Consider the following 13,238-nt stretch of genomic DNA (forward strand, 5'->3'; position numbering starts at 1 on the left):
CACCGGTGTGATCGGATTAATACTGATCCACATCATTTTTCCACCCCATCACCCGATGTAGGAGAAGCACAAATGGTTGCTGGATTGCTCGAGCGCCTTGGCGTTGCCGCCGAGGCTTACACCCAGGGCGACTACCCTGTTCACACGCCGATCGACGGCAGCCAGATCGCCAAGGTGAAATTGCTCGGCAAGGCCGAGACCATCGCCCGCATCGATCAGGCCCAGAGCGCCTTCGAAGCCTGGCGCAGCGTGCCGGCCCCGCGCCGTGGCGAGCTGGTGCGTCTGTTTGGCGAAGTGTTGCGTGAGCACAAGGCCGACCTCGGCGAGCTGGTTTCGATCGAAGCCGGCAAGATTACTCAGGAAGGCCTGGGCGAAGTGCAGGAAATGATCGACATCTGCGACTTTGCCGTGGGCCTGTCGCGCCAGCTGTACGGCCTGACCATCGCCTCCGAGCGCCCAGGCCACCACATGCGTGAGACCTGGCACCCGCTGGGCGTGGTCGGCGTGATCAGCGCCTTCAACTTCCCGGTTGCGGTATGGGCCTGGAACACTGCGCTGGCTCTGGTGGCCGGTAACTCGGTGGTGTGGAAGCCGTCCGAGAAGACCCCGCTGACCGCCCTGGCTTGCCAGGCGCTGTTTGAAAAAGCCCTGAAGGCCTTCGGCGATGCCCCGGCTGGCCTGGCGCAACTGGTGATCGGCGGCCGTGAGGCTGGCGAGGCCATGGTCGACGACCCACGCGTACCGCTGGTCAGCGCCACCGGCAGTACCCGCATGGGCCGTGAAGTGGGCCCACGTGTTGCCGCCCGCTTCGGTCGCAGCATCCTCGAACTGGGTGGCAACAACGCCATGATCCTGGCCCCGAGCGCCGACCTCGACCTGGCCGTGCGCGGCATTCTGTTCTCTGCGGTCGGCACCGCCGGCCAGCGCTGCACCACCCTGCGTCGCCTGATCGTGCACCGCTCGATCAAGGACGAGGTGGTTGCCCGCGTCAAAGTCGCCTACGGCAAAGTGCGCATCGGCGACCCACGCAAGGACAACCTGGTCGGCCCGCTGATCGACAAGCAGTCGTTCGATGCCATGCAGGGTGCACTGGCCAAGGCCCGTGACGAGGGAGGTCAGGTGTTCGGCGGCGAGCGTCAGCTGGCTGACCAATACCCGAACGCCTACTACGTCTCGCCTGCCATCGCTGAAATGCCGGCCCAGAGCGACGTGGTGCGCCACGAAACCTTCGCACCGATTCTCTACGTGCTGGCCTATGACGACTTCGAAGAGGCCCTGCGCCTGAACAACGAAGTGCCACAAGGCCTGTCGTCGTGCATCTTCACCACCGACGTTCGCGAAGCCGAGCGCTTCCAGAGTGCTTCGGGCAGCGACTGCGGTATCGCCAACGTCAACATCGGCACCAGTGGCGCCGAGATCGGCGGGGCGTTCGGTGGCGAGAAGGAGACTGGCGGTGGTCGTGAGTCCGGTTCCGATGCCTGGAAAGGCTACATGCGTCGCCAGACCAACACCGTGAACTACTCGCGCGAGCTGCCGCTGGCGCAGGGTATCGTGTTCGACTGATGGATTGATGCTGCATGGCCGGGGGCGTAGCCCCCGGTTCGCGGGCAAGCCCGCTCCCACAGGGACCTCACAGCTTTCAAAATCTGTGAGGCCCCTGTGGGAGCGGGCTTGTCCCGCGAATGGGCTGCAAGGCAGCCCCTAACAAGAACAAATTGCTGGAGCCGGGCCATGTCCGAACTGCGTCAACAATGCTTGTGGGAACACGTCAGCCAACCGAGCGTCGCCAGCCAGGCCCTGGCCGGGGAACACAAGGCCGATGTCTGCGTGATCGGCGGCGGCATCACTGGCCTGTCGGCGGCCATCCACCTGCTCGAGCAGGGCAAGTCGGTGATCCTGCTGGAGGCCTGGAAGATCGGCCACGGCGGCTCCGGGCGCAACGTCGGCCTGGTCAACGCTGGCACCTGGATCCGCCCCGATGACGTCGAGGCAACCCTCGGCCAGAAGCAGGGCAGCCGCCTGAACAAGGTGCTGGGTGAAGCCCCGGCTGAAGTGTTCGCCATGATCGAGCGCCTCGGCATCGACTGCCAGGCCCAGCACAAAGGCACGCTGCACATGGCGCACAACGCCACCGGCATTGCCGACCTTGAGGCCCGCCACGAGCAATGGCACCGCCGCGGTGCTGACGTCGAGCTGCTCACCGGCGCCCAGTGTCAGGAATACTGCGGTACCGACAAGATTTCCGCCGCGCTGCTCGACCGCCGCGCCGGCACCATCAACCCGATGGGCTACACCCAGGGCCTGGCTGCCGCCGTGGCGCGCCTGGGCGGCAAGCTGTTCCAGCAATCCTCGGTCGAAGGCCTCGAGCGCGAGGGCTATGCCTGGCGGGTGAAGACCGCGCGTGGTTCGGTACGCGCCGAGAAAGTGGTGATTTCCACTGGCGCCTACACCGAAGGCGACTGGAGCAACCTGCAGAAGCAGTTCTTCCGGGGCTACTACTATCAGGTGGCGTCCAAGCCGCTGCACGGCGTTGCAGCCGACAAGGTGCTGCCGCACGGGCAGGGTTCGTGGGACACGCGCACCGTGCTCAGCAGCATTCGCCGCGACGACCAGGGCCGCCTGCTGCTGGGCAGCCTCGGCCGGGTCGACAACAAGCCGGCCTGGTTCGTGCGCAGTTGGGCCGACCGGATTCAGAGCCATTACTACCCGGAGCTGGGCAAGGTCGAATGGGAAATGCACTGGACCGGCTGCATCGACTTCACGCCGGACCACTTGATGCGGCTGTTCGAGCCGGCGCCGGGTCTGGTGGCGGTGACGGGCTATAACGGCCGTGGCAACACCACTGGGACCGTGATTGGCCGGGCCTTTGCCGAGTTCCTGTTAAAGGGCGAGGCGGGCAGCCTGCCGATCCCGTTCTCGCCGATGACCGGGGTGAGTGCGCCGTCGTTGCGGACCGCGTTCTATGAATCCGGGTTCTCGCTGTACCACGCGGGGCAGTGCCTGAGAGTGGTCCTGTAAGGCCTGAACTGCTTTTGTAGGAGCGGCCTTGCCGGGGCGCCGGACCGGTCGGAAAGGGCCGCAAAGCGGCCCCGGCAATTTATGCAGCGAAGCTGAGGTCCTGGGGGCGCTGCGCACCCCTTTCGCGACACAAGGCCGCTCCTACAGGGCGCGCGCGGCAGGTCATTTGTGCAACCAGCTGAGGAAACCGCCTTTCTTGATCGAAACCGGCTTCTGCAGCAGTAACGACTCCCGGCTCTGCCGCCGAAACCGCTGCAGCTTGCTCAGTGCGCTCTGCACCTCGCCACGCTGCACCAGGCAGCTCTTCACCTGCTCCTTGTCAATGCGGTACAGCACGCAACTAGTCAGGGTACGGAACTCGGCAAACGAGTTATCTTCATCGATGATGCCCTCTATCCCCAGCACCTCGCCCGGCCCCATGCGCCCGGCCTCCAGCAGCTTGTCGCCATCGCGCACCGACGCCGACACCACGCCGCTACCAATCACCAGCAAATGCTCGGACTGCTCACCGACCTCCAGGATCACCTGGTCGGCCAGGTACTCCACCGCGGTCATGCGCTGGCTCAAGGCATCCCGTTCTTCATCACTCAGTGAGCGGAACACCCGCACCTCGTCCAGCACTTCGCGCTGGCGGCTACGTGGCGGCATGGCCAGGTCGACGTTCCACATCACGCCATTGGCCTCCAGATGACGGTGCGCCAGGTCGAACAGCTGGTTGCGGGCATCGGTCTTGCCGCCCATGTCGGCGATGAAACCGCTGGCTTCGTACTCCACCGATTCCAGCGTCGAGGCTTTCACCGAGACCTTGGGCTTGGGTGAGGGGAGGATTGCGCTGGTGCCCTGCAGGGCTTTCTCCAAGGCATCGAAAACCCGCTTGGGGCGAACCTTGGCCGGCACTACCACACTGATCGACACCCCGTTCACATCGGCCGGGCGGCTGTGGTTGAGCAGCCGCGCCTTGGCCGCCACCGAGTTGGGGATCACCGCCAGGCTGCCACTGCCGGTGAGCAGGCGCGTGGCGCGCCAGTCGATATCCAGCACCTTGCCCTCGGTGCCGTCGATGGAGATCGAATCGCCAATCTGATAGGGCCGCGTGGTGTTCAGCACGATCCCGCTGAACACGTCGGCGAGGGTGCTCTGCAGCGCCAGGCCGATGACGATGGCCATCACTCCGGAGGTGGCCAGCAAACCCTTCACCGGCAGTTGCAGCACATAGCCCGCAGCGGCGACCACGGCCGCGAGGAAGATCAGCGCTCCCAGCACATCCTGCAGCAGGCGCCCACCGTGGCTGCCACGGGCCACCAGCAGCAGGCCGAACACCACCGTCACCGTGCGCGCGCCGAACAGCCACCAGCCTATGGCCAATACCGTGGCGATGAGGTTGCGCGCTACATCGTCTGGCCACGGCGGCGGTTGCAGCGGGCTCATCCCGGCAGCCACCAGTACCGCGCTGAACAGCAGGAAGACCACCAGCCGCGTGCCGATACGCCAGGCCCGGCGCTCAACAGGAATCAGCTGCCAGAGCACGAGGTCGAGCAGGATAAGGGCGGTGCCGAGCAACAACGGGGACGACTGGATGAACGCCAGCATGGTGGTCTCGGGGGTGAGGGGAGGGCTGTGCGTAGTAATAGAGCAGCTTGATCGGGCAAGCAATGAGGCCAGCAAATCCACTGTCAACTGATCGTTCCTTAAATGGAACGCTAAAGCCAAAAACCACTATCTACCGCTCCAAAGGTGATGGTTTTAATCTTCTCCCATCAACGCGAAACACCCAACTTACTGAAAATCAAAAAACCTTAGGAGCTACCCAAATGACCAACTTCAAATACAACCGCCTGAACAAAGACGACGCCGCTGTCCTGCTGGTCGACCACCAGGCTGGCCTGCTGTCCCTGGTTCGCGACATCGAACCGGACGCGTTCAAGAACAACGTCCTGGCCTTGGCTGACCTGGCCAAGTTCTTCAACCTGCCCACCATCCTCACCACCAGCTTCGAGCAAGGCCCCAACGGCCCGCTGGTACCTGAGCTGAAGGAGCTGTTCCCGGACGCCCCGTACATCGCCCGCCCAGGCCAGATCAACGCCTGGGACAACGAAGACTTCGTCAAGGCGGTGAAGGCTACTGGCAAGAAACAGCTGATCATTGCCGGCGTGGTGACTGAAGTCTGTGTGGCATTCCCGGCGCTGGCGGCCCTGGAAGAAGAGTTCGACGTATTCGTGGTGACCGATGCCTCCGGTACCTTCAACGCCATGACCCGCGACGCTGCCCACGACCGCATGAGCCAGGCAGGCGCGCAGCTGATGACCTGGTTCGGCGTGGCCTGTGAGCTGCACCGCGACTGGCGCAACGACATCGAAGGCCTGGCCGCGCTGTGCTCCAACCACATCCCGGACTACCGCAACCTGATGACCAGCTACAACGCCTTCAACGCCAACAAGTAAGCCGCTCCCCCGGGCACCGCCAGCCGGTGCCCGCCATGGGCAGCACACCCATTCAATCCTCCGCCCGTCCGCCGTTGCACAGTGGATGCGGGCAAGCTCATCCCAAGGAACGCCGATGAACACCGCACTCCAAGACAACCGCAACGTGGTGACCCTGGTCATCCAGCACAAGGCCCGCGCCGAGTCGCTGGCGGCCTACGAAGACTGGCTCAAGCGGACGGTCAGCGCCGCACGCCGCCAGCCGGGGCACCTGGACGTCAACGTCATTCGTCCCGACCAGGGCGGGCTGCACTTCACCACCGTAGTGCGCTTCGCTGACGCCAGCCTGCTGCAAGCCTGGGTCAACTCGGCCGAACGCCAGGCGCTGGTCAACGAAGTGCTGCCACTGCTCGAAGGCGGTGACCATACCCAGGTGCACGACGACCCGGAGTTCTGGTTCACACCGCCGAGCGTCAACGCGGCGCAACCGCCACGCTGGAAGCAGGCGCTGCTGACCTACCTGGTGATCTGCCCGATGACCATGGTCATCCCACAACTGCTGGCGCCGCTGTTTGGGCGCTTCCCGCAGCTGGGCGGCCCGATCAGCGGCAACCTCATCGTCAACCTGTTCGTCATCCTGCCCGTGGTGTTCTACATCATGCCTTGGGTAACCCGCCGCTGCGCCAACTGGCTGCGCGGCTGAGCCACGCCTGCACCTTCAGACTTTCAAGGAGATACCGACATGACTACGCTCGTAACCCGCGACGGCACTTCGATCTATTACAAGGACTGGGGCAGCGGCAAACCGGTGCTGTTCAGCCACGGCTGGCCACTGGACGCCGACATGTGGGACGCGCAGATGGAGTTCCTGGCCAGCCGCGGCTACCGCGCAGTTGCCTTCGACCGCCGGGGTTTCGGCCGTTCGAGCCAGCCGTGGAGCGGCTACGACTACGACACCTTCGCCGACGATATCGCCCAGCTGATCGAACACCTCGACCTGCGTGACGTGACCCTGGTGGGCTTCTCGATGGGCGGTGGTGATGTCAGCCGCTACATCGCTCGCCACGGCAGCGAGCGGGTGGCCGGGCTGGTGCTGCTGGGTGCCGTTACGCCAGTGTTCGGCAAGCGTGACGACAACCCTGAAGGTGTCGACCTGTCGGTATTTGAAGGTATCCGCGCCGGCTTGCGTGCCGACCGGGCGCAGTTCATCGCTGATTTCGCCACACCGTTCTATGGCCTGAACCATGGGCAGCAGGTGTCCCAAGGCGTGCAGACCCAAACTCTGAACATTGCACTGATGGCGTCGATCAAGGGCACCCTCGATTGCGTGACTGCGTTCTCGGAGACCGACTTCCGCCCGGACATGGCCAGGATCGATGTGCCGACGCTGGTGATCCATGGTGACGATGATCAGATCGTGCCGTTCGAAACCACCGGCAAGCAGGCGGCGGAGCTGATTCGCGGGGCTGAGCTGAAGGTGTATGCCGGCGCGCCGCACGGGTTTGCCGTGACTCATGCGCAGGAGCTGAATGAAGACTTGCTGGCGTTTCTCCAGCAGTCGTAGTGGGAGGCATTCGCGGGGCAAGCTCGCTCCTGCAGGAGCGGGCTTGTCCCGCGAAGAGGCCAGCCCAGGCAACACAAATTTTCAACAGGGCTAACCTTCTACGACCCACCGCACATCCGTGCAATCCCTGGCTTTGCATCAACCGGCATGCTCCGCAGTTGCGCCTGCCGCCGCCCCCAGACGGAGAAGCCCATGTCCCAGGACCGCAACGACAAGACCCGTCGCCAGTTCCTCGCCACCAGCACCGTACTAGGTGCCGCCGGCGCCCTCTGGTCCGCATTGCCCTTCACCGGCCAAGCCGGTTCCGCCCACGCATCCACCCAAGGAGGTTCCATGACCGCCGACCTGATTCTGTTCAACGGCAAACTGCACACCGTTGACCGCGAAAAGCCCACCGCCACCGCCGTCGCCATCAAGGATGGCCGCTTCATCGCCGTGGGCAACGACGCCGAGGCCATGGCCCACAAGGGCAGCGCCACGCAGATCGTCGACCTCAAGCAGCGCACGGTGATCCCGGGCCTGAACGACTCGCACCTGCACCTGATCCGCGGTGGCCTGAACTACAACCTGGAACTGCGCTGGGAAGGTGTGCCGTCGGTGGCCGATGCCTTGCGCATGCTCAAGGACCAGGCAGCGCGCACACCGACGCCGCAGTGGGTGCGTGTGGTCGGTGGCTGGAACGAATTCCAGTTCGCCGAAAAACGCATGCCGACCCTGGAAGAAATCAACCAGGCCGCGCCCGACACCCCGGTGTTCCTGCTGCACCTCTACGACCGCGCGCTGCTCAACCGCGCCGCGCTCAAGGCCGTCGGCTACGATAAGAGCACCCCAAACCCGCCGGGTGGCGAGATCCAGCGGGACAAGTTCGGCAACCCGACCGGCATGCTCATCGCTCGTCCGAACGCGATGATCCTCTACGCCACCCTGGCCAAGGGGCCGAAGCTGCCACTGGAATACCAGGTCAACTCCACCCGCCAGTTCATGCGCGAGCTCAACCGCCTGGGCCTTACCAGCGCCATCGACGCCGGCGGCGGTTACCAGAACTTCCCCGATGACTATTCGGTGATCCAGGAGCTGGCCGACAACAACCAGCTGACCGTGCGCATCGCCTACAACCTGTTCACCCAGAAGCCCAAGGAAGAGCTGGACGACTTCCGCAAATGGACCTCCAGCGTCAAGCTGCACAGCGGTACCGACTTCCTGCGCCACAACGGTGCTGGCGAGATGCTGGTATTCTCCGCTGCCGACTTCGAGGACTTCCTCGAGCCGCGCCCGGACCTGCCGCAGACCATGGAAGAAGAGCTGGAGCCGGTGGTCCGCCACCTGGTCGAGCAACGCTGGCCGTTCCGCCTGCACGCCACCTACAACGAATCGATCACGCGCATGCTCGACGTGTTCGAGAAGGTCAACCGCGACATCCCGTTCAACGGCCTGCCGTGGTTCTTCGACCACGCCGAGACCATCACCCCGCAGAACATCGAGCGTGTACGTGCGCTGGGTGGCGGTATCGCCATCCAGGACCGCATGGCCTTCCAGGGTGAATACTTCGTCGACCGTTATGGTGCCAAAGCTGCTGAGCAAACCCCGCCGATCAAGCGCATGCTCGAGATGGGCGTGCCGGTCGGTGCCGGTACCGATGCCACCCGCGTGTCCAGCTACAACCCGTGGACTTCGCTGTACTGGCTGGTCAGCGGCAAGACCGTCGGCGGCATGGAGCTGTACAAGGAAGGCCTGGACCGCGAGACCGCGCTGCAGCTGTTCACCCAGGGCAGTGCCTGGTTCTCCAGCGAGCAGGGCAAGAAGGGCCAGATCAAGGTAGGCCAGCTGGCCGACCTGGCGGCGCTGTCGCTGGACTTCTTCAGTGTCGATGAGGAAGCGATCAAGGGCATCGAGTCGGTGCTGACCATTGTCGATGGCAAGGTCGTGTATGGTGCCGGCGAATTCGACAAGCTCGGCCCGCCACAGGTGCCGGTACTGCCGGAGTGGTCGCCGGTGGCCAAGGTACCGGGGCACTGGCGCGTGGGCACGCCGTCGCTGGCGGCAGCCGTGCACCAGTGCTCGGGACCGTGCGGGGTGCATGCGCACAGCCATGACAAGGCGCGTAAATCGAGTGTGCCGGTCAATGACTTCCAGGGCTTCTGGGGGGCGTTGGGTTGCTCGTGCTTCGCTTTCTAAGCTGAGCTGATGTGCAGAGGGGGACCAGTTACTGGCCCCCTTTTTTTGTCTGTCGGCTTACGCGGTCCCTTGTAGGAGCGGCCTTGTGTCGCGAAAGGGCTGCGAAGCAGCCCCAGCAATTTCAGCACTGTCGCCGATATCCAGGGGCTGCTGCGCAGCCCTTTCGCGACACAAGGCCGCTCCTACAGGAGATAGCGCCAGCCGGCGGAGTCAATGGTGAGCCTTGTGCTCTCCCCCTGCCAACAGATGCCGGATCTTCACCTCGACCCCATCGCTCTGCAGCATCCGCACCCGCGCCTCGATCTTCAGCTCCCCCCGGGTCACCCGATGGTGATGGCGCAAATGCTCCAGCCACGACTCCTCGAAAAAAAACTCCAGCCAAAGCGCAGGGTCGGCACTGTCACGCATCAACCCCCACGACAACGCGCCATTGCGCTTGCGCATCGCCTCCAGCTCCCGAGCCGCCTGCTGGAACGCCTCGGCCTTGGCCGGCTCGATGTGGTACTCCACAGTCACCATCACCGGCCCGCTTTCCTTGTCCATGTCATCGCTCAGCAGCGGTACCGGCCAGTGCAGCGACGGCGTCAGCTCCTCGGCTTCGGTTTCCGGCAGGGTGACCTTGCAGGTCAGCAACGTACCCAGCGCCAGGCCACCGGCCGCCAGCAACAGGCTCAGGGTGATCGATGCATGACTGGCCAGCGTACCCCACAGCAAACCGCCGCTGGCCATGGCACCGAAGAAGACCAGAATGTACACCGACAGCGCCCGCGCCCGTACCCAGGCCGGTACCGAGGTCTGCGCCGCCACCTGCAGGTTGGACAGCACCGCGATCCACGCCGCGCCGCTGAGCAGCATCGCCGGCAGCAATACGTAGAAGCTGCGTACCAGCGCCAGGGCCAGCAGGAACAGGGCATACAGCAAGCTGGCACACATCACCAGGCGGTCGCGGCTGACGCGCTCGCGCAGGCGGGGCAGCAACGTGGCGCCGGCGACCGCGCCGATGCCGATGGCCGCCAGCAGCAGGCCGAAGTCGGCCGCAGTGCCGTGCATCTCACCGCGTACGATCAACGGCAACAGTGAGGTCCCGGCACTGGCGCAGAAGAAGAAAGCCAAAGCTCGCAACAGTACGGCCTGCAACGGTTTGGCACTGCGCGCAAAGCGCAGGCCGGTGCGCATGGCACCGACGAAGCGCTCGGCGGGCAACAACGGTTCCTTCACCTCGCGCTTCCACAGCAACAGCACCAGAATCACCCCGGCGAATGACGCGGCATTCAAGGCGAACGTCAGCCAAGGGCCGACCATGCTCACCACCACGCCGGCCAGCGCCGGGCCGATGGCGCGGGACACATTGATGCCGACGCTGGAAATGGCCACCGCGTTGGCCAGGTCTTCCTTGCCCACCAGCTCCGGCGTCAGCGCGCTCCAGGCCGGCATCATCAACGCCGTGCCGATGCCCAGCGCCAATGTCAGCACCAGCAGCAGGGTGACATTCATCAGCCCCAGCAGCGTCAGCGCCGCCAGCACCACGGCCACCGATGACATCCACAACTGCACCAGCAGCAAGTAGCGGCGCTTGTCGACGATATCCGCCGCGGCGCCGGCCGGCAGGGCAAGGAAGAACATCGGCAGCGAGCCGGCCACCTGTATAAGCGCCACATGCAGCGGATTGGTCGACAGCGTTGTCATCAGCCAGCCGGCGCCCACTTCATGCATCCAGGTGCCGATATTGGAGGCGATGGTGGCAATCCACAGCATGCGGAAAGTGGTGTTGCGCAACGGGCTCCAGGCCCCTGAAGGGGATGTGCTCATGTCAGAAGCTGCCTTTGAGTGGGTATTCGATGATCAGGTAGATGCGGTCGATGTCATCGCCAGCCTGGGCCTGGTTGGCGCGGTGGCTGACGTGGGAGAACGACAGGCTCAGGTCTTTGGCGGCACCGGACTGGATCACGTATTTCAGGTCGACATCGCGCTCCCAGTGCTTGCCGCCCTGGCCGTACTGATTGACGTAGGCGCCGCTCGCAGGCGCATGGCTGCCATCGATGCCGCGGCCGCTGACGTAACGGCCCATCAGGCTCAGGCCGGGGACGCCGAGGGTGGCGAAGTTGAGGTCGTAGCGCAGTTGCCACGAGCGTTCGCCGGGGCCGTTGAAGTCGGCGTACTTGATCGAGTTGGCTAGGTAGATGGAGTCGCCGCCGACGAAGTCGAACGGTGTGTCGCCCTCAACCTTCTGGTAGGCCAGGGTCAATGCCTGGGCGCCGAAGCTGTACTTGCCCAGCAGGCTGTAGGCAAGGGTGTCGATCGCTCCGGCGCTGGCTTTGCCGGTGTCGCGGGTCTTGTAGAGATTGCCGTCCAGGCGCCAGTTGCCCTCGGCCAGGTTCAGGTTGAGGTAGGCCTGGCGCCAGGTGTCCTCCAGCTCCCCGGCGTACAGCGCGCCGCCGAACGGGCCGTGCGGCGCGAAGGTGGCACCGGCCAGGCTAATGGCTCGATTATCCGTCGTCGCGCCGTAGCCGCTGAAGTCATCATGCGTCGAACTATTGTCCTGATTGTTGAAGGCAGTGAAACGGCCTGCCTGTAAACGCCAATCGGGCAGATCTGTGTTCTCCAGGAACCAGCCGGTGGCGTATTCCGGGTGCAGACGTTTGTCGCCTGTGTCGAACACAGGGGTTTCCACCATCATCTCGCCGTAGCGCAGCTGGGTATTGCGCAGGCGCAGCTTGAGCGCAGCGCCGGCACTGGAGTAGTCGGACTCGGCGCGGCCATCGCTGTCACGGGGCAGCAGGCCGGTGCCGGCATGGCCGCGGCCGCCGTCGAGCTTGAGGCCGAGGAAACCGTGGGCGTCGAGGCCGATGCCGAGCGTGCCCTCAGTGAAGCCGGAGCGAACCTCGCCGATGAATCCCTGGGCCCATTCCTGGCGGTAGTTCTGGCGGCTGGCGGAGGGCGAGCGGAAGTCGCTGTGCAGGAAGTAGTTGCGGCTGAGCAGCGACCAGCCGGGTTCGTCGGCCTGGCCGAGTGCCGGGCAGAGAGCGAGGGTGGCGAACAGGGCGCGGCCGGGTCCGTGAGTGGCGCGGATCATGGGGGCTCCGGGGGGGATGATCCGGGACTGTGAAGCAAGGATAGGTCAGGGGTCTTGTAAGGGTGTGCTGGAATCGGCCCGCTAGAGGCTGAAGGCCTGCGCAATGGCTTCGATCACCACCCGCACCCGCGCCGTGTGGCGCACGTCCTGATGGGTCACCAGCCAGATGTCGTAAGGCGCGCGCTGCGCCCAGACCAGCTGCAACCCATCCCTTTCTCCCAACGGGACCGGCAGCTCGCCCAGCCCGATGCCACTGGCCAGCGCCCGCCGCACCAGCAGCCCCGAGGTGCAGGTCATGGCGATCCGCCCTTGGGCGATCGGCTCGCCCGCCAGGGTCACTTCCTTGCCGGTGTCCAGATACGGCTGATAGACCACCAGCTCATGTCCGGCAAACGCACTCCCGGGCAGCGGCTCACCGCACCGTTGCAGATATTCGCGGGAAGCGAACAGCCCACTGTGCCAGCGTGCCAGGCGGCGCACCACTAGCTCGGGGTTGTCTGGTTTGTGCGTGCGCACGGCGATATCAGCCTCTCGCTGGCTGAGGTTGAGCATCTGCGTCGATGCCTGCAGCTGCACTTCGATCCCTGGGTGGTCCAGGCGCAGCCGGGCGACCGCCGGGATGATGAAGTCCAGGGCGAAGGAGTCGGTGGTGGTGACGCGCACCACGCCGCTCAGGCGCTCATCCAGGCCGAGGATCTGCCGCTGCAGGCCGGCGGCGGCGGCCTCCATTTCAAGGGCCGCACGCATGGCCACCTCGCCAGCGCTGGTCAGCGAGTAACCGCTGGAGGTGCGCAGGAACAGTGTCGCATCCAGTGCACCTTCCAGCGAAGCGAGGCGGCGGCCGACGGTCGCCTGGTCCACACCCAGGCTGCGGGCAGCACCGCGCAGGGTCTGCTCGCGACACAGGGCGAGGAATACGCGGGTGTCATCCCAGTTCATTCAGGGCTTTCCTCGTTGATGCATAAATGCAGGCTAATGATGAAAACTC

At 64.7% G+C, this 13,238-nt stretch carries 10 protein-coding genes; 6 read left to right on the forward strand and 4 right to left on the reverse strand.

Annotated elements, in window-relative coordinates:
- The first annotated feature begins 72 nt into the window (after positions 1-72).
- Positions 73-1,563, forward strand: coding sequence for an L-piperidine-6-carboxylate dehydrogenase (amaB, locus tag ACLEJU_RS11570; RefSeq protein ID WP_435423547.1), 1,491 nt, complete (start codon positions 73-75; stop codon positions 1,561-1,563).
- Positions 1,564-1,731: 168 nt separating this feature from the next.
- The gene (gene amaA / locus ACLEJU_RS11575) at positions 1,732-3,018 is read left to right on the forward strand and encodes an L-pipecolate oxidase (protein ID WP_435423546.1); all 1,287 of its coding nucleotides are present in this window, start codon (positions 1,732-1,734) and stop codon (positions 3,016-3,018) included.
- A gap of 162 nt (positions 3,019-3,180) precedes the next feature.
- On the opposite strand, the gene ACLEJU_RS11580 is transcribed toward amaA, so the two are convergent.
- Positions 3,181-4,608, reverse strand: a complete 1,428-nt coding sequence (locus ACLEJU_RS11580; RefSeq protein ID WP_435423545.1) for a mechanosensitive ion channel domain-containing protein — start codon at positions 4,606-4,608, stop codon at positions 3,181-3,183.
- Between the two features lie 221 nt (positions 4,609-4,829).
- Between ACLEJU_RS11580 and ycaC the strand changes: the two genes are divergently transcribed.
- From ycaC to ACLEJU_RS11600, 4 genes are all read left to right on the forward strand, one after another.
- Positions 4,830-5,459, forward strand: a complete 630-nt coding sequence (gene ycaC, locus ACLEJU_RS11585; protein WP_400654143.1) for an isochorismate family cysteine hydrolase YcaC — start codon at positions 4,830-4,832, stop codon at positions 5,457-5,459.
- Positions 5,460-5,574: 115 nt separating this feature from the next.
- Complete coding sequence (locus ACLEJU_RS11590) at positions 5,575-6,141, forward strand: antibiotic biosynthesis monooxygenase (RefSeq protein WP_435423544.1); 567 nt, start codon at positions 5,575-5,577, stop codon at positions 6,139-6,141.
- Between the two features lie 39 nt (positions 6,142-6,180).
- Entirely contained in the window at positions 6,181-7,002 is an 822-nt protein-coding gene (locus ACLEJU_RS11595; RefSeq protein WP_435423543.1) for an alpha/beta fold hydrolase, read from the forward strand.
- A gap of 333 nt (positions 7,003-7,335) precedes the next feature.
- Positions 7,336-9,177 carry an amidohydrolase gene (locus ACLEJU_RS11600; RefSeq protein WP_435423555.1) on the forward strand — a complete coding sequence of 614 codons (1,842 nt, stop codon included), beginning with the start codon at positions 7,336-7,338 and terminating at the stop codon, positions 9,175-9,177.
- Positions 9,178-9,387: 210 nt separating this feature from the next.
- Here ACLEJU_RS11600 and ACLEJU_RS11605 read toward each other — a convergent pair whose 3' ends face one another.
- The 3 genes from ACLEJU_RS11605 to ACLEJU_RS11615 all read right to left on the reverse strand — a co-directional run bounded on the left by ACLEJU_RS11605 (position 9,388) and on the right by ACLEJU_RS11615 (position 13,189).
- Entirely contained in the window at positions 9,388-10,986 is a 1,599-nt protein-coding gene (locus ACLEJU_RS11605) for an MFS transporter (protein ID WP_435423542.1), read from the reverse strand.
- Position 10,987: 1 nt separating this feature from the next.
- On the reverse strand, positions 10,988-12,250 hold the full coding sequence (locus tag ACLEJU_RS11610) for an OprD family porin (RefSeq protein ID WP_435423541.1): 1,263 nt from the start codon (positions 12,248-12,250) through the stop codon (positions 10,988-10,990).
- 81 nt (positions 12,251-12,331) lie between these two features.
- Complete coding sequence (locus tag ACLEJU_RS11615) at positions 12,332-13,189, reverse strand: LysR family transcriptional regulator (protein WP_435423540.1); 858 nt, start codon at positions 13,187-13,189, stop codon at positions 12,332-12,334.
- Positions 13,190-13,238: the final 49 nt, after the last annotated feature.

Origin of the sequence: Pseudomonas sp. SMN11 (assembly GCF_052041945.1) — a bacterium.
In the GTDB taxonomy this organism is placed as follows: Bacteria; Pseudomonadota; Gammaproteobacteria; order Pseudomonadales; family Pseudomonadaceae; genus Aquipseudomonas.